Consider the following 24,629-nt stretch of genomic DNA (forward strand, 5'->3'; position numbering starts at 1 on the left):
CGCGAGGGGAGACGGTGACCGTCTCGGACAGCGTCTCAGCCCTCGTCCGCGAGCTGCTGTCCAAAGTGATTGAACGGTTGCCGAAACTCCGTCTCGAGAACCTCCGATCGACTGATATCGAGCCCGCATTCTTGGAGTATCTTTGCAATCCGGGAGATATCGGCTGTACTCGTCCCAACGGCCTCAACGTGGAGGTTTTGGTCTCCAGCAAGCAGTTTGCGAACAGTCACGACCCCGTGCTGGTCGAGCACTTCCTCGACGAACTCGGTCGTCGGCTGGGTTTCGGACGTACACGTAAACAAAATATGAAGCTCGAAGCCTGCCGTTTCGTAATCGATATCCGGGATGTACCCTTCGAGAACCCCCCGTTCTTCGAGTCGATCGATTCGATTTCGAACGGTCCCCGCAGATACCCCGACTGCCTCAGCGATTTCGGCTGCCGTCGTCTTCCGTGCGTTCTGCTGGAGCATATACAGAATGCCACGGTCAGTCTCATCTAACGCATCCTGAGCCATGTAGCGTCTACGGACGGAACCTCGAAGGACCTTGTGATAACAGCGACTAGACGAACCGTTCATCAGTTGCGTTTGCAGGAGCTAGAACAACGGATGCGAAGACCGGGGATTTCGTGGATGACACGGGCTGATGACCGCATTCTCGAAACCTCTCAGACAGCGGCCTTATCCTCTCATCGCGAGTTCTTGGGTTACCACCGGCTACTCGCGGCACTCCCTGAGCACGCGGCTCGGAAAATTGCGCGACGCCGAACTCGTCGATCGCGTCGACGAGGGGCCGTATCAGATTACTGATCACGGGCGCGTATCTCACAGGAGAACTCGACGCCGAGGATCTAGAAGGACAGCCGTGATAGTTTCCATACTTTCCACAGTGGTAATTCCACTCTCTTTTACGGTAAACTGACCGCTAAGTAGGCCCGCGTACAGTGGGTCGTCTTCATTTCCCGGTGGAATGCTCCGGTGCTGGACGGGGATGGAAGGGGTTCATCGCTACTACAGTTTAATCGGCGTTTCGAGTTCGGGATCGACATCAAGGATCTTAGACAGGGTCGGCTGGACCTGATCGAACTGTTCGGTCGGTTCCACGAACTGGCGCTCTTGATCGTAGGTGATGAGTCCTGCCGCGGACAGCTTTGGGAGGTGGATGTGATATAGCGAGCGACGAATCTCTACGAGTACATCTTCGGGCACCTCTGTAATCGGTGTATGATGATTGTACTTGAGGACGGTCTTCGTGAGGTCGTTCAGCGTCAACGACCGCTTTTCGTGAGCAATCATCGCAAGCACGATTCGGCGATGCTTGTCTTGACACAGAGAGAGTATCGAGTCATCTGGGAGGGCATTCCCGGTCATCAATTCAATGCAGCCGGTCGACAACAATCAGGATCACTTTTTCGTATACAAATTCCTTTTAAGCAGTCGATCAGGAGTCGACCGTGAAGGCGGAGAGCGTACTCCCGAGGACGTGCTTGATCCCACCCCGGAGGCGGGAGCCAACGGCTTGCTGTGAGATGCCGAGTTCTTCGCCGAGATCTCCCAACGTGACCTCGCGCGGGGACTCGAAGTAGCCGCGCTCGTAGGCGAGTATCAGTGCTTCTTGCTGGGTGTCGGTGAGGGCGGCTTCGGTCGCGGTCTCGACTGGTGTCAGCGCGTGCAGTTCGGTCAGCGTGATCGGGATGTCTAGCTCTCGACAGCGTCGTTGCAAGGCCGCAATGTCGCTTTGCTCGTCGCCACGAACCTCGAACGTCCACTTCTTGTCCGTTCCAGTGGCCTCGATGAGCGGCACTTCCGTCTCCGCCAGTACGGTCAGCACGTCCTCGTAGTCCAGCGCCCACTCGACGCGTAATAGGTATTCGTCCTCGACAGAGTCGACGAGTCGAATGTCGTTCACACCCGGGTGCGCGGTGAACGCGCTCTCGATGTCGTCGACTTTAGTTCCCCGCACCCACAGGTAAGGAATCACCACGTCCTGCGCGGGGATAATTCGCTCCAGTTCGACCGTCACGTTCGGTAGTTGTTCGAACACCGTCCCCAGGGGAAACTGGTCGAACGGAACCGTGAACGTCGCCTCGGTAGCCATCGTTTGTACCGTTGGCTTCCAGATGTAAAGGCCTACGACTGATCGGACCGTGCTCACGACGCCGCTGTTCCCGATGCCCGCTCTCCCGGGCCGGAAATTGACACCAAGTGCACCGCTACCCGAACAGTGAAATTACCGATGAAGTGTTTGAGATCGTTACCTGTTTCCACTGTACTTCCCATTCGTCGACTGCTTACACAGAGGGTGAGAGAACTTCTATGACATCCGCTTGTATTCGGTTATTCCGATGTCGTCGCCGACGTTCGATATCGTGTCTGGAGCCAAAGTGAGCGTGCAGCGGCAGCCGAGATCGCTACCTGTTGTGCACCCACGAGTCACCGCTTCCTTGGAAACGTCTTCGATAAGCGCAGCCAGTTCGTCGAGATCGCGGAGGAGCCTTTGTCTTGGTGGTGACTCGCGTAATGCATGATGGCTGGGAGTCGAGAACGGCGGCCCACGGATCGGCATACGCACCACAATCGTCGGTGTGCGCGCGAGTTCGCGTTCGTCGATCACCGGCTAGTCTCAGTCCAGAGATGCAGTCAGAGTAGATCAACAAAATTCTTGCCTTCGACACTATCAAATGTGAGAATGCAAGACGGCGTCGGTTCAAGAGGGAACTGTAACTGCTCTGCAGTGGCTTGATTATCAAATTTGAAACCCATGGAGTTCCTGATGTGACCCGAAAGCGTACACTATCGATTAGTTATATATACCGGTACTCTACTGGTTGCTATCAGCACCAGAAGGCGACGAGAAGACGACGATCGAGGATACGATCTCCAACCCCCTCGAACGTCACCGAATGTCTACCCAGGTATCCGGAATAAGTCTTCTCACCGTTGGTGGGTGCGTAAACGAAGCAAACAATGGACCTTACAAAATACCGAGCCAAGCTGATTGGCAACGAAGAAGAGCGTGCAGTATCGCCCGTTATTGGAGTTATTCTGATGGTTGCAATTACCGTCATTCTTGCAGCCGTGATCGCAGCATTCGTGCTCGATATGGGTGACAGTATAGGGAATTCAGCGCCGAATACGGCGGTCCAAACGTCAGTGAATTCTGACTGGGATGCCGGCAGTAATGATGCTGAGGCGTTCTACATCCAGCATTCCTCGGGAGACAGTGTTGAGGCAGGCGATCTGAAAGTCGTCCTTCGCGATGACGATGGAGGCGAAATCACCACCATTGAAGAAGGAGATACCGTCAGTGGAAGCGCTAATGCTGCGTTTTCGGTATCTGATGGTACTTTAGACGGTGGTTCAACCATGACGGTCTCGTTCAATGGGGAGGTCGATGGCACTGCCAGCGGTGGGTACGTCGATTATTCGGGTGGCCACGGCGGTGAGGTCACTATTCAGTTAATTCACGTCCCATCTGACACGACTATCACGGACAGCAGCCACGAACTCCCGTCAGCGTAACGCTACCCGATTTTCAATTTTTAGCGGAGTAGATCTGCCAAGTGGCGACTGTCGGATAGGGTGCAGCCCGAAAAGTCTCGATATGGACGGGTGCTGTGACAAAGGAGCGGCGGCCCGGTCCGGTTTGAGACCGTATCATCCCATACCAGCGATTTACCGCGACCAAATTAAACCTACTCGTCCGTTTCGTCTCTGCCTGCTTGTGATCGAACGACGGATCAAAGACGACCGTATCGAACGACTGCGGCTCAAAGTAGTCAGCGATCTCCGCGCCGTCAAAATGAGTACCGACGTCTCGGTCGGGATTCCAGTCATTACGAACTATCTCGCCGTCGTATTTGAGTTTCGTTCGACCGGTACACGCGTTCAGAATCCGTCTCTCGAGTCGCTTCTCGACGAACTCTCGTGCCGGAGTGTATTCGAACGTCCATCGCGAGAGCATCCGGGCCGATCCGTCCGGGTCGCGATCACCGTTCGAAACGAGTGCCGCTGCTCGCGTTAGCCGTCGGTACGGATCTCTCGCTCTTCGGGGGCGCGGCGAACATCAGCATCGGTTGCTTGATTGGCCGGATGGCGATGGGCGTCCGACTCTCGATGTCGTACAGTCGACTCGCCGGGACGAACCCCTCAGACATTGGCTTCACCTCCGTGCCGACCGGGTGACGTCTCCGGATCCGGAATCACGACGTCGACTCCCGCAGCGGACCCGCGGGTCAGTCGCCGATAGTTGTCGCACTCGGGGCAGCGGTGAACGCGGTTGCTACCATCGCCGTAGACCCGAGAAAAACACTCCGTAACGTGCTCTCCGCAGTGTCACACGTCGACTCACTGCCCGTCGACGGTCATGGAGCGACCGTCACGCCGACCACCTCCGGACGGTCTGTCCGCTAACTGGTAATATATCGAACCCGAGAACTGGATTTTCGCCAGCCTCGGGGGTACGAGCGGCTAAGAGTTGAACGATTAGAAAATTTCGAGTGGGACCGCCGAGAATTGAACTCGGGTCCTACGGACCCCATCCGCAGAGGATACCACTACCCCACGGTCCCGCACGTGATAGGACGAGTGTCTGCCGTTTAAGAGTGTCGTTTTAACCCGATACCACAACTCGCCACTGCACACCGAGTGGGAGACACCGTCGAGACAAGGACGGACAGTACATTGCAGCCGTCGATTGAGGAGCGACTGCCAGTTACGACGATCGTCCGTGCGACTACCAGACCACCCCTCCATCGATCAGACGAGTACTCGTTCTAGATCGACGACAACGCCCGATGTAGCCTCGGGGTCACCGACGAGTTCACCGAGACAGACGGCCGCACCGTTCGGCGTGTAGCAAGCAACGAGCGGTCGATCGGTCGACGGATCGTCGGGGGATACGTCGCTATCGAGGACGCCCGGCGCGTAGACCGGCGCACCGTTTGCGACCTCGCGGGCGGCGCTGTCTGCGATGGTAAGTCGTGGAATCCCCTCGAGAATTCGCTCCGCAGGGTCGACGACGGCCCGAAGCGGTTCGGGGTCGGCGTCCTCTATCCAGAACGCGAGCGCGTCGAGGAACTCGGTGGCCGTGTACAGGTCCGTGTCGTCGAACGGCGTCGTCGCAGTGCGGCGCAGATGGCCCATGTGCCCGCCGGTTCCGAGCGCGAGTCCGAGGTCGTGACAGAGTTTGCGGACGTACGTCCCACTTTCACAGCGAATCCGCAGGAGAAGTTGGCGACCGTCCCGTTCGAGCACATCGAGGTCGTAAATCTCGCGAACGCGAAGTCGGCGCGAGACGGCACTCTTTCGGGGAGGCTTCTGGTAAATCGGCCCTTCGAACGCAGCGAGAACCGATTTCGCGTCAGTCGGTATCGTCCCGTGGCACTCGAGGACGGCGACGTATTCTTTCTCGCCCTCGAGAAAGACCTGCGCGAGGCGGGTCGCCTCCCCCAGCATCGTCGGGAGACAGCCCGTCACCTTAGGATCGAGCGTGCCGGCGTGAGCAGCCTGATCGATAGTTTCGCCGGTATCGCGTTCGGCAAGCGTCTCGGCGACGGCGTCGCGCAACCAGCCGCTGACCTGATGCGAGGACGGTCCCGGCGGCTTATCGAGGTTGACGACACCGAAGGTGAGCAGTTCTGCCGGCGAGCGATCGGCGGGTGGACCGCGAAGGCGTCGTGTCATCCCTAGAACTCGTCGTCGAGAGCGATCTGTGCCTGTCCCTCATCAGCCGTAGCATCGTACTCCTCGACAGCAGTCACGAGCATATCGAGCACGGAATCAGGGTCCCAACGCGCCGTATTGACCGAGAGGTCATAGATCGTCAAGTCCCGGATATCGATGCCGTAATATTCCTCGTACCGTTGTGCTTCGCTCGCCTCACGCGCCTGGGTCTCCTCCGTCGCCCGCTCGGGCGCTTTTTCCTCGCGCTCTGCAATCCGCTGTCCTCGAACGCGCGGGGGCGCATCGAGCCAGAACCGAAAGTCCGCCTGTTCGGCCGCAAGCCACCCCGCGAGCCGAGATTCGAGCACGAGATCGTCCTCATCTACCGCGATTTCCCGAAGTCGTCGGTCGAGATCGCGATCGATCTGGTCGTTCTCCTCGGCGAGTTTGTTGAACTCGAGAGGGGTGTACCCGCGTTCGTCCGCGAGTTGGCGGAAGATGTCGCCGCCGCTGACGTGTTCCAAGTCGAACGCGTCGGCGAGTAACGCTGCAGTTGTGCTCTTTCCGCTTCCTGGCGGACCAGAGACGGTGAGTAACATATCCGATCTGCGGTGTGGTAGGTAAAATGGGTTTTGAATCGCGAGAACGATGGCGACAGTCGGTGAGTGGTCGGACCGTTCAGGTTCCCGATGGCGTCATATCGATGTTCAGCGACTTGCGAAGAAGTTGCTGGAAGCCGACCGAGCACAGGAAGTACCAGACGATCCAGGCCTGCATCGGACCGGCGATAGACTCGGTCCACTGGACTTCTCCGGCGATCGGCATAACGACGGTCGCCTCGGTTCCGGTAAGCCCGACACCGTTGATCTTCCAGTGCATCCAGAGGAACAGCGGAATGGTCAACAGCATAATCCAGACCATCGGTCGGATCTGCTCTTTGAACATGCCCATGTTCTCCGCCATCGCTTCCATCTGCTCCTCGCGAACGTCTTCGAGTTCATCTTCGAGCCGTTCGATTTCGGCCTCGCTTGCACCGCGTTCTTCGGCTTCTTCCTTGCGTTCGCGAACGTCCTGTTGTTTGTCCTGCATCGCCTGCATTCGCTGTTGGTACTTGCTCATGATCTCGGGGTTCATCAGGTTCGCTTGCAACAGCGTCGAGTACAGGCCGGTTATCAGGGCAATAGAGAGGATGACGGCATAGAACGGTAACGCAGCATCGAGCGGGCCGAGCGCATTGTTAAGTGTACTGCCGACGACCTGCTTAATTGGGTCGAGCCAGTAGCCGAACATCAAAAGCAACGAGGCGGCTCCGGCTATTTTGTCCCATTGAGACCACTTGGATGCCTCGGCGTCGATATCGACGTCTGTACTGACCCCGCTACTGGAACCATCACCGTCAAGTGCCTCATCGTAGGCGTCCCGGTCAGCGATCTCGAAGCCGTCGTCGCCATCGACCAGTATTCCTTTCTCGATCAGTCGTCCCCACTGTCCGCTCGTCAGCTCGTCGCTAACGTCGCCCCACTGGACCTCGCCGCCGTTTTCATCGGCTTCCTCGCGGATAGACTCGAGTGCCTCATTCATCGAGGAATCCTCGTGGACGAGGGAATTGATCTTCTCGACTGTCCGTGTCATCTGGGTATACTAGGGCTAGGGCAGGTTCGGTATACAAGTGTTTATCTTCGGAAGCCAGCTACTCGCGTCGGTGGAAAACAACAGGAGTCGTCTCTATTCCAATATCCTCCTCCTTCGGACTTGTTATAATGAATTCAATGGGGGATATAAACTGAATTGAAGTATTTGATCAATCGATTGTATTATACTCACGTTCACGAGTTGAGTCCCCATGAGCGTTCGACGAAGGGAGCGATCGGTGGGAGAAGCAAGCCGGGCACAATCGTCCCTGCTTGGAATCGTCCTCCTGATCGGGATGGTGGCGGCCGGTAGTATCGGTGTCTTGTTTGTCGCCGGCCAGGGAATCGGGCAGACGGAACAACAGTCCGAACAGGAACGAGTCGAGCAGGCGTTCGTCGAGTTGAGCCAAGAGATTTCGACGGCGACGACGAACAACGACGTTACTCACGGCTCCAATCTGGATGCCGGTGAACACGGAGCTATCGCCCATCACGACTCCGCAACGTACGAAATCTGGGCGGAAAACAATAGCGGGACGACCACCCCGATTGCGAACGGAACGATCGGAACCATCGAATACGACGCCGATGACGGAACGCAAATCGCCTACGAGGGCGGTGCTGTATTCCGTGAAACCGGCACGCAAACACGGGTACTGTCGACTCCACCGATCAACTACGACCATCGGACGCATACGCTCTCGTTTCCGGTCGTCGAACTAACCGAGAACAAGACGATCGACTCGGGCGATATCGCGATTGAACAGGCCAGTGCGCATGCTAATTCGATGAATTACATCAAAGACGACCACGTATTCATCGAAATCGAGAGCGAATACTGTCTGGGATGGGAACAACACTTTACGAGCGAAGCAGGCGATACGGCGCTACAACAGGGCTGTTATGACGCTGCAAACGACGACGGAACGCTGAAGATCCGGCTTGGTTACGAAGACATCGATAACGCGTTCTCCAGAGGTGTCGCTCTCAGCGACGAATCCAACTACGATTCCCACCAATCCGGCGGCGAATTCGATGATATCGGGAGCGAGCAGTTCAAACCGTTAGATGGCATCATCTCCGAGATGAAAGCCGATTTCAAAGAAAACGAGTCACACATTGATACCGGCGACTGGTCCGAGATCACCGCTGGAAAGTACTTCGCTGCATCCGGATCGTTAGATGGTGCCGACGAACTCACCTTCTCGCTCGAAGACGGGAATGCGGTACTCGTAGTCGACGACGATATTTCCGGCTACGATATCACAGTCGACGCGTGTGGCCCCGATGGGGAGAATCAGGCAAAGATCTACGCGACCGGCGATATAGACGTCGGTAACAACGAGTTCACCCAGACGTGTGGCGATGACGAATCGAATCTCCAACTCTACGGCACTTCGGAGACGGGAGTCGATTTCGGTAACGGCTACGTCGAAGGGCTGTTGTATGTCGCCAGCGACAAAACGCCCGGTGAGGACGGGTTCGGTGGCTGGCAAGTGAACTCGAACAACGACGAGGAGTACCAGATCCACATGCAGGGGAGCCCGGAGTTCGACGGCTCGATTATTGCACACTCCATTTCCGAGCGAAGCAACTTCGATAACGTCAACGAGCAGCCGATGAATAGTTCGGAAATCGAGGTGATCCCGCCCGGATACGAGCCGGCACCACAGCTCACCTACCTCAATATCGCCGAGTACGAAATCGACGTCGAGAACAACTAACGACGTTAGGCCGCGTCCGAAATCGTCTCCTCGACGGACTCCCAAACCGCATCCGGTGCCTGATTCCCATCGATCCGCTCGAGCGTTCCCTTCTCGTCGTAGTACTCGACGACCGGTTCCGTATTCTCTTCGTATACCCGGAGTCGCTCGCGAACGGTCTCTTCCGTGTCGTCTTCTCGCTGCTCGAGTCGCGCTTCGACGTCCGCATCCTCCGGGGGATTGTACTCGACGTGGTAGATATCGCCCGTTTCCGGGTCCAGACGGCGACCAGTGAGTCGGTGTACGAGTTCTTCCTCGTCGACATCGAGATAGAGAACGACATCGAGATCGGTCATGTCCTCGAGCTCTTCGGCCTGGTCCAGATTGCGCGGGTAGCCGTCGAGAACGAAGCCGTCCGCCTGTGAGAGCGCCTCGTCGACGATCGCGTTAACGACTTTATCGGGAACGAGTTCACCCTGATCCATGTACTCGCCAGGGGTGTCGTACTCGGTGTCCATATCGGAGAGATCCATCCCCTTGTTGGCCCGAAGTGCATCGCCGGTGGTGATGTGATCGACGTCGAACTCGTCGACGATATTTGCACTTTGTGTCCCTTTGCCCGCCCCGGGTGCCCCGAGAATCAAAATTCGTGGCTGTACCATATTCCCTCGTTCAGCGCCGGCGCATAAAGGCTTAAAGAAACGGGCACATCTATCCCGGTATGACTCGATTCGATGCGACCACACCGAAAGCGCGCCAGGAACTCTACGGCGATGCGATTACGGCACACCGAACTCGTGGCAGCGGGTTCGTGACGTTCGAAGTCGATCCGGACGCATTCGAGTCGGCGTCCGACGCTGAATCCGAGTCCCACTCCGATCGCGACACCGAATCGGAGCACGACCCTGACGCGTCCACTGGCCCCGACCTCGACCCTGATCTTGGCATCCCGTGGCTCCAGTTCGGTGACGGCACGATCAACATCGACTGCACCGACGACGAACTCGACCGGCTCAAAGGACTCCTCGACGAATTTCCCGTATTCAAGATCGACGATCTCACACGATCCGAAGACGCGGCAGGCATCAACGTCCGGGTGAGTGCAAAGGCGGATCCAAACCGAATCGCGCAGTTTATCGATGCCGTCTTTCAGACCGTTTATCACCTTCCGTCGGACGGTCGCGTCTGGGTGGTCGATCTCTAATAGTGACCCCTCGAGATCGATTGCAGCCCCACTCGCACCGGTGTTCGACTCTCATCTCCACTTCAACCGCGCGCGAGCATAAATCGCAGCCACAACAGCGCAAACCCGTCGGATCCCTGTCTATACCGCACTCGCCATACCGAACCTGTTCGCATCATGCACTCGCGTGCGCGTGAGAGTTCGTCTTTGCAACCGAACTCGCGGCGAATTAGCGACAGAAAGAAAAGGACTGACTCCAACAAGACTCCAGAGGACCATGTCGGCGGGCCGGTTGGGACGGTCACGGGCGGCCGGATCGACTCCGGTCATTGGCCGAAACGGAGAGCCCGTTCACGACGGAAGAATGCGCATCCCGGCCCGTTTCCAAATAGATAAGTGGTCCCGGAAACCACGGTCCGACATATAGACGGCTTCAACAGAGGTGAATACGATCTTCAACGCATACACGACCCCGATGCAGACGCAGACCCGAGTCGATATCTTCGATGAGATCTTCCTCGTGTTCCTCGGTCTCGGGACACTCGTCGGCGTCGTCGTTATCTCTTACACCTTGTACAACGCGTACAAGTATCGTGATGACGGCGAGACGAAGGCCGACGAGGATCTGCCAACGCTTGGGGAACTCCCGACAGGCGGACAGGGCGGTAAGAAGTTATTCCTCTCGTTCGGACTGAGCGCGATCATCGTTATTTCGCTGGTCGTCTGGTCGTACGGCATGCTGCTCGTCGTCGAAGACGGCCCGGACACCCCCGGCGAGGACGCGCTCGAGATCGATGTCGAAGGATACGCGTTCGGTTGGGACTTTAACTACGAGAACGGTATCGAGACTGGCTCCATCAATGAAGGACTCGTCATCCCTGCCGATACGCCCATCTGGATAGAGACAACATCACAGGACGTCTGGCACACGTTCGGCATCTCAGATTTACGCGTCAAAGCCGACGCGATCCCCGGCGAAACCGACGAAACCTGGTTCCAGGCGGACGAAGGCGGGAACTACACGGTCGAGTGCTTCGAACTGTGTGGCTTCGGTCACTCCGGGATGAACTCCGACGTTACCGTGCTCTCGGAAGACGAGTTCGAACAGTGGGTCGACGAGCAGCTCACGATGACGATCACGGTCGAGGACGAAAACGAATCGCGCGTGACCGACGGCTACGAAGTCGAACTCGTCCACGAGGAGAACGACCAGTACGAGCAGGATCTGACCTACACGTACTCGGCTGATGAGTTCGAGAACGGATCGATCACCATCAACGAAATCGAACAGGGTGGCCAGTACAACCTGACGATCACGCCGACTGACGATCAGTACGAACCGATCGAGGAAAGCGTCGATTTCACCGGACCAGTCGACGAGACCTATACGTTCGAAACGGCGGGTTCCGGTGAGGAAGGTGACGGAAGTAATGACGACGGAACGGACGACGCTGATGGCGGGAACGGTGGCGAAGACGGTGCCGGAAACGAAACCGACCAACAGCAAGACGGTACAGGGGGTGACGGCGAATGAGTGATCTACCGCCGATGACGTCCGTCAAGCGCTGGCTCGTCACGACGAATCACAAGGACGTTGGGATTCTCTACATCACGACAGCGCTGTTTTTCCTCCTGCTGGGCGGTGCGATGGCGCTGTTGTTCCGCGTGCAGCTCTGGGAGCCGGGTGGACTCGGTATCCTCGAACCGGTCCAGTTCAACCAGGCAGTCTCGACGCACGGGCTGTTGATGGTCTTCTGGTTCCTCTCGCCGATCGCATCCGGGTTTGCGAACTACCTGGTACCGCTCCAGATCGGTGCGAAGGATCTCGCGTTCCCGCGACTGAACGCCCTGAGTTACTGGTTTTACCTGTTCTCGGGGATTCTGTTCGTCCTCTCGTTCTTCCAGGGACAGACGTACGCCGGCGGGTGGACGTTGTACGCGCCGCTGAACGTACCGATGTACACGCCTGCAATGGACGCGACGGCAGGCAATAACGCAGCGATACTCGCGCTGACGTTGTTCGTCATGTCGATCACGATCGGGTCGGTGAACTTCCTGACGACGATTCACCGCTCACGGGCCGAAGGGCTTGGCCTCTGGAACATGCCGATATTCACCTGGTCGTGGCTCCTGACGGTCTGGATGATGCTGTTTGCGTTCGCAGCGTTGCTTGCAGCACTGTTGTTGCTCTCGATTGACCGGTTGTTCCTGACCCAGTACTTCATGACGGATCAGGGATCGAGCCTATTATGGGCGCACCTGTTCTGGTTCTTCGGCCATCCGGAGGTGTATATCGTCTTCTTCCCGGCGTTAGGGATCATGTTCGAGACGTTCCAGACCTTTACTGGACGGCGCCTCGTCGGCCGCAAATGGGTCATCATCGCGATGGTTCTCGTGGCAGTCCAGTCGTTCCTCGTCTGGATGCACCACATGTTCCTGACGACGATCAACCTGGAGATCAAGACGCTGTACATGGCCACGACGATCGGGATTTCGCTCCCGTTCGACCTGATGGTCTTCTCGTTGATCTACACGATGGTCAAGGGGCGGGTTCGGTTTACGACACCGTTCCTCTTTAGCCTCGGCGCGCTCGTGTTGTTCATCCTCGGTGGCATTACGGGGGTCTTCCTTGGGGCCGTCGTGCTCGACTACGAGTTCCGTGGCACCTACTGGGTCGTCGCTCACTTCCACTACGTGATGGTCTCTGGGGTGACGGCGCTGGTCGCCGGCCTCTACTACTGGTGGCCGAAGATAACTGGAAAGATGTACTCGGAGGCACTCGGGAAGTTAAACTTCGCAGTCTACTTCATCGGGTTCAACATGCTGTACTTCCCGATGTTCCTCGCCTGGGAAACGCCACGGCGTGTCTTCCACTACGGCGAGAGTGCTCAGATCTACCACCAGATCGCGACTGTCGGGGCGTTCGTCCTCGGGCTCTCGTTCCTGATTATGTTCTTCACGTTCGCGAAGAGTTGGATTTCCGGGCCCAAGGCTCCCGATAATCCGTGGGAGTACTCCCGGACGGCCGAGTGGGCAATCCCCTCGCCGCCACCGCTCGAGAACTGGGACGGGCGGCCGAGTTACGCTAGCGGTCGACTCGAGTTCGTTGACGACTCGCCGGCTGCAACCGACGGCGGTGTTGCACACGGACAGGGCACCACAACTGAAGCGAGCGTCGAACACGAAGCCGAACACGCAGACCACGCCAGTATCTGGCCGTTCGGAATCGGCGTCGGAACGTTCGTGTTCTTCCTTGGACTGTCCGGGCTGACACCGTTCGTCGCTAACTTCGCCGAGGGAACGGCCGAACCGCCGGAAGGACTGGATGGCTTTGCGACCCAGCCGGATATCATGTATCCAGTGCTGATCGCCCTCGGGATGGCGATTATGGCCGTTACGCTGTTCCAGTTCGGTCGTGAGAAGTTCGATGCACCCGTGATGAACATCGCCGAACGCTGGCCGTTCGGCGGGATCGGAAACACCAAGTTCGGCATCTGGGTGTTCCTCGCGTCCGACGTCATCGTCTTCGGTGCCGCGATCGGCGCCTACATCTTTATGCGCCTACACATGGGCTGGATGGACTGGGAGTTCGACCCGATCACGATGGCCGGGTTGGTCAATACGTACATCCTGCTCACCTCGAGTTTTACCGTCATCATCGCACTGGTGATGGCCGAGCGAAAGAACAAGAGTGGACTCCTCGGTGCGATGGGTGCGACGGTGTTACTCGCACTGGCGTTCATGGGCGTCAAGGCCTTCGAGTACACCCAGAAGATGGGCGACGGCCACTACTGGTGGTACAGCATCGAGTACTCGATCTACTACGTGACGACCGGCCTCCACGCCTTACACGTGATCCTCGGCGTACTCGTCGCGCTGTTTATGATCTACCGGATCATCAGCATCGATGCGTACCTCGAGGACCATCGACCGGTGGAGTTCTTCGGACTCTACTGGCACTTCGTGGACATCGTGTGGGTGCTCCTGTTCCCACTGTTCTACCTGATGTAGACCACTCAAGCGGTCACACCGCTTGATCCCGGTCTGCATGCGATGCGAAACTGATTCCTTTCCGCCTGTTTTGAGCCGCTGTGGCACCGTCTTCGTCCGAACCGTTGCGTGGCCCAGTTACGAACTCGACGCCCGATTTTGTCTCCACGGGAACGGAACCGATTCGGCGGATAAAACCACGGTACGAGGAGTGGCAGTACGTATGAGGAAGGTATAAGTATCCGTCACCCACATTCCACACTAATGGCCAACCTTCGAACGTACACCCTGATCTACATCCTCCTGGTGGCACTGGCGACGGGGAAATTCGTCTTCTTCGAGTTCAACTTCGCGTACGCAACGGCCATCGGCGGGACGATCCTTTTGGCAATCACAAAGATCCTGCTGATCGCCGGCTACTATCAGCACCTGATCGAGGAGCCACGAGCGATCAGTTACATGATGGCAACGGCTGTATTCATGGTCTTCCTGCTCGTCATCGCCGCTGGATACTCGATCCAGTGAGCCAACGGTCGCGGGAGAGTCGACTCGCATCTAATTGTTGAACTTTATACGCATCTAGCCAGTAGCATCTGACATGGATCGCTGGCCATGGTCAGACACCGAAACAACGCAGGCCAGTAACGCGATTGCAGCCCTCCTCATTATCGGGTTCACCTGTCTCGCTGTGTTCAGTCTCGGGCTGACATATATGTACAGTTCAACGCCGCAGGACTCGCTTCTCTCCGAGAACGGTCCACAGCTACCGGACGACATACCAACCTACGACACGCCTGCCGAGGCCGGTGCTAGACACGGCCCGGCGGATGACGTCTATCTCACAACCGACGGTGGGGCCATCCTCGTCTACGAGAACTCGCTCAACGACACGCAGAGCCCGGTTCGACGGAGCGTTACTGCGGCGACTGCGCTTACTGAGCTCACCACCGAACTCGCTGGACAGGACCGCGAAACAGAGGGCACGGAGATCCCAGTGACACCGGCACAGCTCGCTGACGGTGAACAGGTTCTCGACCAGCCAACTCCCGGATCGACGCTCGACCTCGACGTGTCCGGCGAGTTCAGTCAGGACACAAACGAGTTCGAGGCCGCACTCTCGGCGACAGGGCCGACAGAGCATATGGAAGAGCGCCTTTCGGGATCAACGAACGGTGAGATCCGTCTCACGCCGGATGCGATTACAACGACCGGGACGGCCACGAGTACGTCCTCGACGACAGGGACACCGCGATATCTGTCAGTTTCTGTCGCCGAGAGCGAGAGTACCGACGGAGAGTACAGGATGCACATCGAGCGCCGTACCCGGATCGATTCGAGTGCTGTCTCCCGCTGGCAGACACGTGCAAACGCCAGTGAGACCCTCGAGACGGAGTTCGCCTCGATTGCGGCCAGGTTCGGCGGCGAGAGCAGCGTCGAACTCGAACAGTACGCACTGGTGGCGGAGGAAACGGCATCGAATACGACGACCGACTCGAATCAAACAGCCGCTTCGACGACTGCACAGTCGGACTACGAACTCGACCTCGAGTTTACAGTAACCTACACGGGGCTCAACGAGGGGATCGAACGCGCGCTATCGACGACACTAACGGGAAGTGACGGGGCCGCGACGGAGGGAATACAGCGATCCACCCCGGAAAACGAGCGTGTCCTTACGACGGCGCTCGCTGAACTCGAGATCGAGACCGCCGAGTTCACTCAAGAGACGACGCCGATACAGACGGACCAGGGGACGGGACAGACGACTCGAACTGACTGGAACGTGGAACTGGCAAACTACGAGCGGGCACTTCGTGCGATTATCGAACCGGAACGCCTCGAGAGGGAGTCCTCGAACGCGAACGGGACCGACACCGAGACGAACCTCCAAGCGAGACTCGATGCGCAGCGGGAGGCGGACCTCCAAACGGTGCTCGAATGGAACGCGGAGGGAGAGACGACACGGAATCAAGCACACGACACAAGCACGCGGGGACAGTCCAACCGGCGCTACGACGTTACTGCGACTATAACCGGCGCGACCGAGAATTGGTCCGACTACGTTGACGAACGCACTGCGCGCGGACTCGATTCGCGAGCGGATACCGCCTTTGATCTCGAAATCACAGCCGATCGAAGCGCCATCGATCTTGAAGGAGAGTTCGAACTGCCACGGGCTACTGTTGCTAATCGGACTGCGGACTACCTGGCCAAGTCGGTCCAGTTCGACCCGCTCGGTGGTTCGGACGGGGCTGCATTCGTTTCCGCTCTCGACGAGTGGAATCTCGATCTTACGCGGACGAACGTTGAACTCGACGGGGAGACGATACGCGTTCACGGGGGCGCAACGTTCGAAAATCTCGGTGCACTGCTCGATCAGCTGATACCGACGAATAAGCAGGACGACGGTGTCGGAAAAACGTACGTCGCTGTCGATGATCTTGGAGATGCAGCCCCGGAGAACGCCGACGCTCTCGATACCGAGGCGCTTGTGGACCTTCCTATCGTCGACGAACAAACGGACGTGTACGAGGTCGGGTCGTGGGACGAGGCGAACGGAGAGTAAAGCGAAAACAGGCGGTAGAGACTACCGGGTTCGGTTTCTCTTAGGTACCGCGGGATGACGAACGGTCCCCGCACGCGACTAATAGAGGTGCACGCAGGTCGCGTTTGTCGCTGGGGGAGGACAAACAACTCAGGATACTGTTCTCGACAGCCAGTGGATAGAGTTCACAACCGAGATCTCACTCTCGACGACCATCGAAGGGACGACTCTAGTAGCTACTGCAAGTTACTGTATGCCCGATCGCACGACGGTTATGCAAGCGGTGTGTAAATCGTTGCAGTTGTTACTACAGGCACGGTTACGAACCTGCGAGAAAGAAAAACCCGAAGACCGGTGACAGCTGCTATTCCTTGCCGAACATCTGGCGCATCATCGGGTGCATCTCCATCATCTGCTCTTCGGCGATCTCTTCGTAGAGCTTGTAGGTGATGGAGACAGCCAGCAGTAGACCGGTTCCACTGATGGAACCGATGGTGCCGAGCATGTTCGCCCAGACGGCGAGCAAGCCGACGAGTGCACCACCGATGATGGTCACTTGCGGAATGTACCGTTCCATGACCTTCTCGATGACGCCGACGTTCTGGCGGAAGCCGGGGATCTGCATCCCCGAGTTCTGGATCTGCTTGGCTGTGGATTCCGGGCCCATGTCGGTGGTCTCGACCCAGAAGACGGCGAAGATCGCACCGCCGGCGATCATGAATGCCAGGTCGATGGAGACGCGGATCATCACCATCCACGCCGCCTGGGAGACTTCGCCGGTCCACCACATCCAGTCGTTTGGTGAGTAGATCGGCGCGACGTAGTAGAAGAACCCGCTCACGGGTTGTCCATTAGCGTTGTAGGTCCCGAGGAACGCGGGCATGTTGGCTCCCAGCTGCGAGGACATGATCTGTCCGATGAACTGGACGTTCGCCTGCAGCGCCCGGACAAGGATCATCGGCAGGACGCTCGCGTAGATGAGCTTCACCGGGAAGCGACCGCGAGCGCCTTTGACGCGGGCGTGGCTGAGTGGGATTTCCACGCGAACCGATTCCGCGTAGACGACGATCGCGAAGATCAGGACCGTCGTTAGCAGTGCGATAATGTGCCCCTCCTGAAACAGGATGGTGTACAGTCCATCGCCAGCGAAGACCGAGCCGACGGCCACCTGTCCAGTGATGATCTGATACCAGTCGTAGAAGAACCCACCCGCAGTTGGCTGGATGAGCCCAGTAACGAGTCGCTGGCTCACACCGGCGATGATGAACAGCCCGATCCCGCTCCCGACGCCCCACTTGCTGACGACCTCGTCCATGTAGAGGATGAGGATACCGCCGGCGAAGATTTGGGCGAACATCAGAAGCTGGACCTGCATATGGTCGAGGGTGAGTCCCCCGAACTGCAGTGACGACTGAGCTGGCAGGAAGCCGCTGGCGAACACTATCGGCAGCCCGGTCAGCACCACCATAACGACGACCAAGAGCTTCTGCAGGCCCTGATAGAGGACCTGGTCGCGCGGGTCGTCGGTGTCGAGACCGAGTAGGTTCGCACCGCCAAGCAGTTGCAAGACGATGCTCGCGGTGACGATCGGTCCAATACCGACTTGCAACAACGATCCCTGTGAGCCGGCGAGGATCGCGCGGAACTCACCGAAGAGGTCGGTTGCGCCACCGGACTGCACCCCGAGCAGCGAGATGTTCGTCAGGAAGAAGTACAACATCAGGATGCCAGCCGTCCACGCAAGCTTGCGTTTAAAGGGAACGTGTCCCTCCGGACGGCGGACTGCGGGCATCCGCGTTAAGACCGGTTCAGCGGCTTCCTTCCATCCCATATGTTACTCCTCGTCCTGTTCTTCGGCTTCCTGATCGGACGCAGTTTCGTCAGCTTCCGCCCGCTCTTGTCCTCGCTCCGAGACGATCGCCTCACCGCCGGCCGCCTCGAGCTTCTCGCGAGCTGCTTCCGAGAACGCATCTGCAGTAACTTCGAGTGTGTTGCGTACCTGTCCCGATCCGAGGACCTTGACGACATCGACCTCGTGGCCGTCCTCGACGATATCGCGAGCGTCGAGTTCGTAGCCGTCGTCGGTCTCCGCGGCAAGATCGTCGGCGACGTACAGGATCGCGTCCTCGTCTAACTTCTGAACGTCGATCTCGGCGACATCCTCGCGGATGTCCTGCGGTCGTTTGAAGCCGTGTTTCCCCTTCGGTTCGTAGTTGTGGAACTCGTGTTTGCTTCGCCCGGCGCGGCCGCGTCCACCACGATGTCCGGCCCCACGTCGGTTTTTGTGGGAGCCGCCGCTGTGGGTTCGCGATCCACGCTGGCGTCGTTTTTTGCTCGTCATTGTTATCGCATCGATTCTAACAGGACGTTAATGTCCTCGGTTGTATGCTTTCCGAGTTGGCCGCCCTCCGCGGTTGGCTTTTTGATCCCATTGTGACCGCCACGTGGCGGGTGCAGTCGCAGCGTCGGCGACAGCCCCTCCTCGCGAAGCGTCGTTTCCTCGTCGAGTAGCGCCTCGGCGAGTTCAGCGAAGTCGCTGAACTCGGTGTTCTCGCTGAGCCACTCCTCGTCGACATCGGACTGTCGGCCCTCGAGCGGTTCTGCCCGCTTTGCGAGCACCGTTTCGAGCACGTCGGCGTCGGGTTCCCCGTGTGCGACGTAGTCGTTGACCTTCGTGATCATGCCACGGTAGGTGTCGGTTTCGGGGATGAGTGCGCAGTGGTTGACGCCGTGGATGTTGAGCATCTCCAGGGTGTCCTGGACGGTCTGCTGGCGATTCACTTCGCCACGGACCTGAACGACTGCCTTCATCACTCGGTCACCTCGGCTTCGTCACGGGTAGTCTCGCGTACCTGCGAGTGTCGCGACTGCGAGGCGTTCTCGAGCGCGTTGAACGTCGCTTTCGCGAGGTTGACGGTCGTTCGCGTGTTGCCGTGGCTCTTGGTCCAGGCGTTTTCGATGCCGGCCAGTTCGAGGACGGCACGGACCGTGTCACTCGCGGCTAGTCCGAGCCCTTCGGGGGCCGGGATGACTTCGACCTCGACGGAGCCGGCTTTGCCGGTCGTCTGGCGGGTCAGCGAGTGTGGACGGTCCGAGCGGTCCTCCCACGAACCGGAGCCGCGCGGGACCGAGATGATGTTCAGTTTCGCGATACCGATTGCCTTCTGGATAGCGGACCCGACCTGGTCGTCTCGGCCTTCCGCATAGCCGATGTAGCCGTCGCGGTTGCCGACGGCGACGACGCAGCGGAACTTCACGCGTCGCCCGGAGTCGGTCATGCGCTGGACCATGTTGATGTCGAGCACTTCGTCGTCCAGTCCGGGGAGGAGCTGGTCGACGAGTTCGGGTTCCTTGAGCGGGAGTCCCGAGCTGAGGGCGGCTTCCATCGTATCGATGTCGCCCTCCTGGACCTTCCGGCCGAGACGGGTAACGGGTTCCCATCCGTTGTCGTTGTAGTTGTTTCCACTCATTCGAGAATCGCCTCTCGTACCTCGTCGAAGTGTTCTGGGAGCTCGGTTGCGTCGAAGTCACCGCTGTACAGCGGTTCGTCTAACTGTTCGGCGTACTCGGCGATGTGTTCGCCGCGAGTACGCGACCAGTCTGCGAGCACGCTGTCGTTGTGCGGGATTTCGAGGCCGGCGTCGATTGCGCCCTCCTGCACTGCGAACACCTTGTTTCCGGGCGTTGCCGTGTTGAGACCGATGTCGAGGACTGCTTCCTCGATGTCGGCTTCGACTGCCCGTTTGCCGGCCAGCAGGCCGGTCAGGTAGGCTGCAGAGATGTTACTCGTGGGCGCATCCCAGCCGTACTCCTCGAGATCGCTCGAGTGTGCGCTTGCGAGCGTCTCGTCCCCCTGAGGTCCGGGAACGATCAGCTGCGCCGTAGTGTGCTTGTTACTCTTGCGAGCAACGAGGCGGGGCTTGCCCGATTTCAGCAGGCGCAACCTCTGATGGTAATCCGTCCGGACCTCACGGCGACGCCGCATTGGCACTTTATATCGTGGTCCTGTCGCCATTATTGGTCACCGTAGTTCTCGTCGATGTAGTTCAACAGGTACCGGACGCTACGGAACTCGCCACCGCCAGCCTTCTTGTAGAGCTCGCGGTACTGCGTGGGCGTCAGTTCGCCCTTGTCGCGGAGTTCACGCAGCTTCCGTCGCTGTGCGCGAATCTGGTTTTGCCACTCTTCTTTCTCGTTCTGGCGTGCGCCTTTCTTGCCGCGGCGCTTGCCCGGGCCCTTCTGGTGGCCGTAGGCACGCTTTTCGTTCCGTTCGCGTGCACGGCCGCGGGAGTTCCCTTTGGCGTCGTCAGCCTGAATACGGCCGTCCTCGACGAGTTCACGGATTTCGTCGCGGGTGATGGCCTCGGCGATGTCGGCCTGGGCTTCGGGGTCGAGCCAGACACGATTCTTGCCCACGTCTAAGACGTCGGCAGCGAGTCGTTTCTGTGCGGAAAGATCAGTCATTGGGTTCCACCTCGACCTCTTCGTAGGTTGGGTTCAGGACGCGAACGCCCTCGTCTTCGGCGACCTCCTCGATGCGTTCGCGCTTGCGTGCGCCAACGGCGGAGGCAATACGGACCGCTTCCGTGTCGCCGTCGACACCCTCGAGGTCGTCGACGTTCTCGACGTAGACCTCTTCGAAACCGCTCGGGTGTTTTCCGCGAACGTCGGTGGGCGTGCGGTAGCCGGCTTCGACTTTCGGGCCCTTGCCCTTGATGCCCTTGCGTTGCTTCGAGAGCTGACCGCGCGGGCGTCGCCAGGATTCCGGCGTTCGCTTTTTCATGTGGTAGTCCTGCCGGTTGAACTGCGGCTTTCCTTCGCTCTTGCGGCGGTTGAGAAGGCGCTGTTCCTCGTCGGAAAGGTCCGGCGTCTTCTCGGTCAGGCCGCGGGCCTGCAGTTCGGTCTCGACGTCTTCGGCAGGTTCTTCTTCAGCACCTTCGTCTTCGATCTCGGCTTCGGTCTCCTCGGAGACCTCGAGATCGCCGACGTCGGCCTTGATACGCGCTGCGAGCGCGTTGCCGACGCCGTCGGCTTCGGCCAGGTCGTCCTGGTCGGCTTCCTTGACGTCCGCGATGGACTCGAAGCCGGCCTCGCGAAGGGCGTCTGCCTTGCTCGCACCGACGCCACTGATGTCTTCGAGTTCCTGTAGTTCTTCGTCTGCCATCTATCAGGCACCTCCGGTTTCGGTGGCGGGTTTTTCGGTGATGTAGACCCCGTCCTGGAAGACGCGGGTGTCCTTGCCGCTGACCTTCGTCAGCTGCTCGATGTCCGCCGCCGTCTGGCCGACATTTTCCTTGTCGGGACCAGTGAGGACGATTCGTTCCTCATCGACGGAGACGGTGGTCTCACCGTGGATAGTCGTACGTCGCGCTGCCTTCTCGCCGAGGAAGTTCTCGATGACGACCTCCTCGCCCTCCGCGCGGACCTGCATCGGGAAGTGAGAGTAGAAGACTTCCATCTTGTACTCCCAGCCCTCGGTCACGCCGTGGAAAGCGTTCGAAACGTGGCTCTTGAAGGTGCCGACGGTCGCGTTCGTCTTTGCGTCCTCGGCCTCGCTCTCGATGACCACGGTGTCATCCTCCACGTCGACGGTCACGTCGGGGTACCAGAGACGCCGGGAAACGGTGCCTTCCGGTCCATCGACGGTCACATCGAGGTGGTCGATCTCGACGGTTACGTTGTCAGGGATGTCCAGTTCGACTCGCATGGTTAGTAGACGTATGCGATCACCTGGCCACCGATTCCCTTCTCACGAGCCTCGTAATGGCTCATGATGCCGTCACTCGTCGTGACGACCAGCGCACCGAAGTCTCGAGCCGGGAGGAATCGCTTCTCCCACTTCTCGAAGTCCTCGGAACCGACGCTGTAGCGGGGCTTGACGGGGCCACACTCGTTGATCGCTCCTTTCAGTTCGACCTCGAACTGACCGGCCTTGCCGTCGTCGACGAACTCGAAGCCGTCGATGTACCCGCGGTCGTAGAAGACCTCGAGCACGCTGCCGATCTCGTTCGAGGCGGGTGTTACCTCGTGGGTGAGATGCCCCACGCTCTCGGCGTTATCGAGTCCCGAGAGCGCGTTGCTGAGTGGATCGTTTCCAGTCATATTATCGATACTTCTTGAATCCCATGTCGCGGGCGATCTCACGGAAGCACTGCCGACAGAGGTTGATGTCGTACTTGCCGACTAACCCCTGCTTGCGGCCACAGCGCTGGCACTCTTCGATCTGGCCAGTGCGCTTTGCCGCGTGCTCGCCTGTGCGCTCGCTTGCGACGTCTTCGTCCGGTTCTGGTTCCGGTTCCTGTTCGCTTTCACTCATCGTCTTCCTCCTCCGCGGAGACGGTTACGTCGAAGTTCGCCTCGAGGTACGCGATGGCGTCCTCGGGGGTGAGCCGGTGATTCGACGGGATCGGCCGCGTCGCCTTATCCCGCTTGGCCACGCGGTAGCCCGGACGGACCAGGTTGACGGTCACGTCCAGCCCGTAGATACCGACGTTCGGGTCGTACTCCTGGCTCGGGAACTCGGTGTGCTCCTCGACCCCGAAGCTGAAGTTGCCCGTATCGTCGAACTGCGTCGCCGACAGATCCGCAAGCGGCAGGGACTTCTCGAGGAACTCGTAGGCGTCGTCGCCACGAAGGGTGACCTTCGTACCGATCGGATCGCCCTGTCGAATCCCGAAGTCGGGTTCGGTCCGCTTTGCCTGCGTCCGGACACTTTCCTGTTCGGTGACTTCCTCGATGATGTCTTCCGCTCGACCGAGTTCGCGACCACCCTGTCCGACGCCCATGTGGACGACGACCTTCTCGACGGTGGGTTCGCGCATCTCGTGGAATTCGCCGGTCTCAGCGTCGCTCATTCGCCATCACCCGTAAAGTTCTCGTCGATGACGACGACGTACTCCTCGACGGTCTCGAACGCACCGTCGTCCGTCGAGACGGTAACGGTGTTCGAGCCGCTTCCGGGCGTGACGTCGATCGATTCGATCTCGCCGATCTTGCCACCGTGGTTGCCACGGATAGCCGTCACGAGCGCGCCCTCCTCGTACGGGAAGTGGGCCACGATCGACTTGTCCTCGTTGTCGACGACGACCGAATCCTTCGCACTGAACTCGTCGTCGACGAGGACGTTCGTCCCGTCGTGCAGCGTCAGCTGGGTGTCGCCACCCGGAACCTGCCGTTTGCCGTCGATTTTGCCGAGGCGGCTATCTGCCGATTCCTCGTCGATCTCGGTAAGGGCGAGGCGGCCACCCTCGTCCGGGAAGACGCGGTAGAACTCGCCACGACCGGGGAACGCGAGAATGTCGAAGATCCCGATCGGTCGCTGCTCGTCGTTGATCGGTTCGCCGTTGACGATGATCGAGTCCTCCGACAGGGCGTACCGCGCTTCCTTCGCCGAGTCCACGTAGCCGAGCACGTCCCGCAGGAGTACGACGAGGGGAACGCCCTCCTCGCCATGCGGACCCGCGTCAGCCTTGACCGTGAAGACCTCGGTCTTGCGCTCGACCGGCCAGGACTTCGGTACTGACAGTCGCTTCTGGTGTTTCGTCATTCACTATCACCTTCTGTATCGCCTTCGAGGCGTGCCTCACGACGCTCGTCCTCCAGATCGAGTTCAGTGATACGAACGTTCGAGGGGTCAAGCGGGCGTGGAACTTCCTCGCCGTCTGCCGTCTCGACCGTCACGTCCTCGACGTGGATGACGCCGTCTTCGAGGATCGCACGGATGACTTCGCCTTCGTCGCCGGCGTAGTCACCGCGCATGACCTCGACGGTGTCACCCGCGTTGACGCGGGTGCGACGGGTGTCGTACTCCTCGCGGAGGTCCTCGGAGAGCGTCGCGTGAAGCTGCTTCTGTCGCTTGTGCAGCGGTGCACGCTCGGTCTGCGTTCGCTGTTTGTGTGGTTGCTTGCTCATGGT

At 58.9% G+C, this 24,629-nt stretch carries 29 protein-coding genes, 1 tRNA gene and 1 pseudogene; 7 read left to right on the forward strand and 24 right to left on the reverse strand.

Translation table 11 applies throughout. From position 1 onward, the window contains the following. Positions 1–35 precede the first annotated feature (35 nt). The 4 genes from C481_RS09240 to C481_RS21675 all read right to left on the reverse strand — a co-directional run bounded on the left by C481_RS09240 (position 36) and on the right by C481_RS21675 (position 2,613). Complete coding sequence (locus tag C481_RS09240; protein ID WP_006108925.1) at positions 36–515, reverse strand: Lrp/AsnC family transcriptional regulator; 480 nt, start codon at positions 513–515, stop codon at positions 36–38. A 495-nt stretch (positions 516–1,010) separates the two neighbouring features. After that, positions 1,011–1,394, reverse strand: a complete 384-nt coding sequence (locus C481_RS09245) for a DUF7344 domain-containing protein (protein WP_338043585.1) — start codon at positions 1,392–1,394, stop codon at positions 1,011–1,013. Positions 1,395–1,440: 46 nt separating this feature from the next. Beyond that, on the reverse strand, positions 1,441–2,097 hold the full coding sequence (locus C481_RS09250) for a helix-turn-helix domain-containing protein (RefSeq protein WP_006108927.1): 657 nt from the start codon (positions 2,095–2,097) through the stop codon (positions 1,441–1,443). Between the two features lie 216 nt (positions 2,098–2,313). Further along, entirely contained in the window at positions 2,314–2,613 is a 300-nt protein-coding gene (locus C481_RS21675) for a hypothetical protein (protein ID WP_152422163.1), read from the reverse strand. Between the two features lie 353 nt (positions 2,614–2,966). Between C481_RS21675 and C481_RS21190 the strand changes: the two genes are divergently transcribed. Continuing rightward, entirely contained in the window at positions 2,967–3,521 is a 555-nt protein-coding gene (locus tag C481_RS21190; protein WP_006108928.1) for a type IV pilin, read from the forward strand. Between the two features lie 467 nt (positions 3,522–3,988). Here the strand turns inward: C481_RS21190 and C481_RS22180 are convergent, their stop codons facing one another. The 6 genes and pseudogenes from C481_RS22180 to C481_RS09285 all read right to left on the reverse strand — a co-directional run bounded on the left by C481_RS22180 (position 3,989) and on the right by C481_RS09285 (position 7,295). Next, positions 3,989–4,156: a hypothetical protein gene (locus tag C481_RS22180; RefSeq protein ID WP_169331455.1), complete on the reverse strand. Its 168-nt coding sequence runs from the start codon at positions 4,154–4,156 to the stop codon at positions 3,989–3,991. Next, positions 4,149–4,390: pseudogene (locus C481_RS22675) on the reverse strand (DUF7563 family protein). The gene C481_RS22180 and the pseudogene C481_RS22675 overlap by 8 nt, the downstream one beginning before the upstream one ends. A 109-nt stretch (positions 4,391–4,499) precedes the next feature. Next, positions 4,500–4,570: transfer RNA gene (locus C481_RS09270), tRNA-Pro, on the reverse strand. 187 nt (positions 4,571–4,757) lie between these two features. Further along, on the reverse strand, positions 4,758–5,684 hold the full coding sequence (locus tag C481_RS09275; RefSeq protein WP_006108930.1) for an RNA-guided pseudouridylation complex pseudouridine synthase subunit Cbf5: 927 nt from the start codon (positions 5,682–5,684) through the stop codon (positions 4,758–4,760). Positions 5,685–5,686: 2 nt separating this feature from the next. Beyond that, entirely contained in the window at positions 5,687–6,262 is a 576-nt protein-coding gene (cmk, locus tag C481_RS09280) for a (d)CMP kinase (protein WP_006108931.1), read from the reverse strand. Between the two features lie 79 nt (positions 6,263–6,341). Then, positions 6,342–7,295, reverse strand: a complete 954-nt coding sequence (locus C481_RS09285) for a DUF106 domain-containing protein (RefSeq protein WP_006108932.1) — start codon at positions 7,293–7,295, stop codon at positions 6,342–6,344. 211 nt (positions 7,296–7,506) lie between these two features. Between C481_RS09285 and C481_RS09290 the strand changes: the two genes are divergently transcribed. Further along, the gene (locus tag C481_RS09290; RefSeq protein WP_449406454.1) at positions 7,507–9,018 is read left to right on the forward strand and encodes a DUF7289 family protein; all 1,512 of its coding nucleotides are present in this window, start codon (positions 7,507–7,509) and stop codon (positions 9,016–9,018) included. A 5-nt stretch (positions 9,019–9,023) separates the two neighbouring features. On the opposite strand, the gene C481_RS09295 is transcribed toward C481_RS09290, so the two are convergent. After that, positions 9,024–9,659, reverse strand: coding sequence for an adenylate kinase (locus tag C481_RS09295; RefSeq protein WP_006108934.1), 636 nt, complete (start codon positions 9,657–9,659; stop codon positions 9,024–9,026). 59 nt (positions 9,660–9,718) lie between these two features. Here C481_RS09295 and C481_RS09300 point away from each other — a divergent pair, with 59 nt between their 5' ends. The 5 genes from C481_RS09300 to C481_RS09320 all read left to right on the forward strand — a co-directional run bounded on the left by C481_RS09300 (position 9,719) and on the right by C481_RS09320 (position 16,736). Continuing rightward, positions 9,719–10,201, forward strand: a complete 483-nt coding sequence (locus tag C481_RS09300) for a hypothetical protein (protein WP_006108935.1) — start codon at positions 9,719–9,721, stop codon at positions 10,199–10,201. A 454-nt stretch (positions 10,202–10,655) separates the two neighbouring features. Then, positions 10,656–11,714 (forward strand): cytochrome c oxidase subunit II, encoded by a 1,059-nt coding sequence (gene coxB, locus C481_RS09305; RefSeq protein WP_049904572.1) that lies wholly within the window; start codon positions 10,656–10,658, stop codon positions 11,712–11,714. Then, positions 11,711–14,191: a cbb3-type cytochrome c oxidase subunit I gene (locus tag C481_RS09310; RefSeq protein ID WP_006108937.1), complete on the forward strand. Its 2,481-nt coding sequence runs from the start codon at positions 11,711–11,713 to the stop codon at positions 14,189–14,191. The genes coxB and C481_RS09310 overlap by 4 nt, the downstream gene beginning before the upstream one ends. 243 nt (positions 14,192–14,434) lie before the next feature. Next, a complete protein-coding gene (locus tag C481_RS09315) occupies positions 14,435–14,695 on the forward strand; it encodes a cytochrome C oxidase subunit IV family protein (RefSeq protein ID WP_006108938.1) in 261 nt (86 codons plus the stop codon). Positions 14,696–14,768: 73 nt separating this feature from the next. Continuing rightward, the gene (locus C481_RS09320; protein WP_006108939.1) at positions 14,769–16,736 is read left to right on the forward strand and encodes a hypothetical protein; all 1,968 of its coding nucleotides are present in this window, start codon (positions 14,769–14,771) and stop codon (positions 16,734–16,736) included. A 343-nt stretch (positions 16,737–17,079) separates the two neighbouring features. On the opposite strand, the gene secY is transcribed toward C481_RS09320, so the two are convergent. The 13 genes from secY to rplX are packed head-to-tail and all read right to left on the reverse strand — an operon-like array spanning position 17,080 to position 24,626. After that, complete coding sequence (secY, locus tag C481_RS09325) at positions 17,080–18,546, reverse strand: preprotein translocase subunit SecY (RefSeq protein ID WP_006108940.1); 1,467 nt, start codon at positions 18,544–18,546, stop codon at positions 17,080–17,082. 3 nt (positions 18,547–18,549) lie between these two features. Further along, positions 18,550–19,056, reverse strand: coding sequence for an uL15m family ribosomal protein (locus C481_RS09330; protein ID WP_006108941.1), 507 nt, complete (start codon positions 19,054–19,056; stop codon positions 18,550–18,552). Between the two features lie 2 nt (positions 19,057–19,058). After that, on the reverse strand, positions 19,059–19,526 hold the full coding sequence (locus C481_RS09335) for a 50S ribosomal protein L30 (RefSeq protein WP_006108942.1): 468 nt from the start codon (positions 19,524–19,526) through the stop codon (positions 19,059–19,061). Continuing rightward, positions 19,526–20,185, reverse strand: coding sequence for a 30S ribosomal protein S5 (locus C481_RS09340; protein ID WP_006108943.1), 660 nt, complete (start codon positions 20,183–20,185; stop codon positions 19,526–19,528). Before C481_RS09340 ends, C481_RS09335 begins: the two co-directional genes overlap by 1 nt. Further along, a complete protein-coding gene (locus C481_RS09345; protein ID WP_006108944.1) occupies positions 20,182–20,730 on the reverse strand; it encodes a 50S ribosomal protein L18 in 549 nt (182 codons plus the stop codon). The genes C481_RS09340 and C481_RS09345 overlap by 4 nt, the downstream gene beginning before the upstream one ends. Then, positions 20,730–21,179, reverse strand: coding sequence for a 50S ribosomal protein L19e (locus tag C481_RS09350; protein ID WP_006108945.1), 450 nt, complete (start codon positions 21,177–21,179; stop codon positions 20,730–20,732). Before C481_RS09350 ends, C481_RS09345 begins: the two co-directional genes overlap by 1 nt. Further along, positions 21,172–21,879: a 50S ribosomal protein L32e gene (locus C481_RS09355; protein WP_006108946.1), complete on the reverse strand. Its 708-nt coding sequence runs from the start codon at positions 21,877–21,879 to the stop codon at positions 21,172–21,174. The genes C481_RS09350 and C481_RS09355 overlap by 8 nt, the downstream gene beginning before the upstream one ends. A 3-nt stretch (positions 21,880–21,882) precedes the next feature. After that, entirely contained in the window at positions 21,883–22,422 is a 540-nt protein-coding gene (locus C481_RS09360; protein ID WP_006108947.1) for a 50S ribosomal protein L6, read from the reverse strand. Between the two features lie 2 nt (positions 22,423–22,424). Continuing rightward, entirely contained in the window at positions 22,425–22,817 is a 393-nt protein-coding gene (locus C481_RS09365) for a 30S ribosomal protein S8 (protein ID WP_006108948.1), read from the reverse strand. A gap of 1 nt (position 22,818) precedes the next feature. After that, on the reverse strand, positions 22,819–23,031 hold the full coding sequence (locus C481_RS09370; protein WP_006108949.1) for a 30S ribosomal protein S14: 213 nt from the start codon (positions 23,029–23,031) through the stop codon (positions 22,819–22,821). Next, on the reverse strand, positions 23,024–23,569 hold the full coding sequence (locus tag C481_RS09375; protein ID WP_006108950.1) for a 50S ribosomal protein L5: 546 nt from the start codon (positions 23,567–23,569) through the stop codon (positions 23,024–23,026). Before C481_RS09375 ends, C481_RS09370 begins: the two co-directional genes overlap by 8 nt. After that, positions 23,566–24,261: a 30S ribosomal protein S4e gene (locus C481_RS09380; RefSeq protein WP_006108951.1), complete on the reverse strand. Its 696-nt coding sequence runs from the start codon at positions 24,259–24,261 to the stop codon at positions 23,566–23,568. Before C481_RS09380 ends, C481_RS09375 begins: the two co-directional genes overlap by 4 nt. Further along, on the reverse strand, positions 24,258–24,626 hold the full coding sequence (gene rplX / locus C481_RS09385; RefSeq protein ID WP_006108952.1) for a 50S ribosomal protein L24: 369 nt from the start codon (positions 24,624–24,626) through the stop codon (positions 24,258–24,260). Before rplX ends, C481_RS09380 begins: the two co-directional genes overlap by 4 nt. Positions 24,627–24,629 lie beyond the last annotated feature (3 nt).

Origin of the sequence: Natrialba asiatica DSM 12278, from assembly GCF_000337555.1 — an archaeon.
Lineage (GTDB): Archaea > Halobacteriota > Halobacteria > Halobacteriales > Natrialbaceae > Natrialba > Natrialba asiatica.

Excerpts from the sequence above, each read along its gene's own strand:
- C481_RS09350 (WP_006108945.1), bottom strand. The coding sequence starts at position 21,179 with ATGACTGATCTTTCCGCACAGAAACGACTCGCTGCCGACGTCTTAGAC.
- C481_RS09365 (WP_006108948.1), bottom strand. The coding sequence starts at position 22,817 with ATGACTGGAAACGATCCACTCAGCAACGCGCTCTCGGGACTCGATAAC.
- C481_RS09285 (WP_006108932.1), bottom strand. The coding sequence starts at position 7,295 with ATGACACGGACAGTCGAGAAGATCAATTCCCTCGTCCACGAGGATTCC.
- C481_RS09275 (WP_006108930.1), bottom strand. The coding sequence starts at position 5,684 with ATGACACGACGCCTTCGCGGTCCACCCGCCGATCGCTCGCCGGCAGAA.
- C481_RS09320 (WP_006108939.1), top strand. The coding sequence starts at position 14,769 with ATGGATCGCTGGCCATGGTCAGACACCGAAACAACGCAGGCCAGTAAC.
- secY (WP_006108940.1), bottom strand. The coding sequence starts at position 18,546 with ATGGGATGGAAGGAAGCCGCTGAACCGGTCTTAACGCGGATGCCCGCA.
- C481_RS09240 (WP_006108925.1), bottom strand. The coding sequence starts at position 515 with ATGGCTCAGGATGCGTTAGATGAGACTGACCGTGGCATTCTGTATATG.
- C481_RS09345 (WP_006108944.1), bottom strand. The coding sequence starts at position 20,730 with ATGGCGACAGGACCACGATATAAAGTGCCAATGCGGCGTCGCCGTGAG.
- C481_RS09315 (WP_006108938.1), top strand. The coding sequence starts at position 14,435 with ATGGCCAACCTTCGAACGTACACCCTGATCTACATCCTCCTGGTGGCA.
- C481_RS09340 (WP_006108943.1), bottom strand. The coding sequence starts at position 20,185 with ATGAGTGGAAACAACTACAACGACAACGGATGGGAACCCGTTACCCGT.
- C481_RS09360 (WP_006108947.1), bottom strand. The coding sequence starts at position 22,422 with ATGCGAGTCGAACTGGACATCCCTGACAACGTAACCGTCGAGATCGAC.
- C481_RS21190 (WP_006108928.1), top strand. The coding sequence starts at position 2,967 with ATGGACCTTACAAAATACCGAGCCAAGCTGATTGGCAACGAAGAAGAG.
- rplX (WP_006108952.1), bottom strand. The coding sequence starts at position 24,626 with ATGAGCAAGCAACCACACAAACAGCGAACGCAGACCGAGCGTGCACCG.
- C481_RS09375 (WP_006108950.1), bottom strand. The coding sequence starts at position 23,569 with ATGAGCGACGCTGAGACCGGCGAATTCCACGAGATGCGCGAACCCACC.
- C481_RS09290 (WP_449406454.1), top strand. The coding sequence starts at position 7,507 with ATGAGCGTTCGACGAAGGGAGCGATCGGTGGGAGAAGCAAGCCGGGCA.
- C481_RS09380 (WP_006108951.1), bottom strand. The coding sequence starts at position 24,261 with ATGACGAAACACCAGAAGCGACTGTCAGTACCGAAGTCCTGGCCGGTC.
- C481_RS22180 (WP_169331455.1), bottom strand. The coding sequence starts at position 4,156 with ATGTCTGAGGGGTTCGTCCCGGCGAGTCGACTGTACGACATCGAGAGT.
- C481_RS09355 (WP_006108946.1), bottom strand. The coding sequence starts at position 21,879 with ATGGCAGACGAAGAACTACAGGAACTCGAAGACATCAGTGGCGTCGGT.
- C481_RS09310 (WP_006108937.1), top strand. The coding sequence starts at position 11,711 with ATGAGTGATCTACCGCCGATGACGTCCGTCAAGCGCTGGCTCGTCACG.
- C481_RS09330 (WP_006108941.1), bottom strand. The coding sequence starts at position 19,056 with ATGACGAGCAAAAAACGACGCCAGCGTGGATCGCGAACCCACAGCGGC.
- coxB (WP_049904572.1), top strand. The coding sequence starts at position 10,656 with ATGCAGACGCAGACCCGAGTCGATATCTTCGATGAGATCTTCCTCGTG.
- C481_RS09295 (WP_006108934.1), bottom strand. The coding sequence starts at position 9,659 with ATGGTACAGCCACGAATTTTGATTCTCGGGGCACCCGGGGCGGGCAAA.
- C481_RS09300 (WP_006108935.1), top strand. The coding sequence starts at position 9,719 with ATGACTCGATTCGATGCGACCACACCGAAAGCGCGCCAGGAACTCTAC.
- C481_RS09335 (WP_006108942.1), bottom strand. The coding sequence starts at position 19,526 with ATGAAGGCAGTCGTTCAGGTCCGTGGCGAAGTGAATCGCCAGCAGACC.
- C481_RS09250 (WP_006108927.1), bottom strand. The coding sequence starts at position 2,097 with ATGGCTACCGAGGCGACGTTCACGGTTCCGTTCGACCAGTTTCCCCTG.
- cmk (WP_006108931.1), bottom strand. The coding sequence starts at position 6,262 with ATGTTACTCACCGTCTCTGGTCCGCCAGGAAGCGGAAAGAGCACAACT.
- C481_RS09370 (WP_006108949.1), bottom strand. The coding sequence starts at position 23,031 with ATGAGTGAAAGCGAACAGGAACCGGAACCAGAACCGGACGAAGACGTC.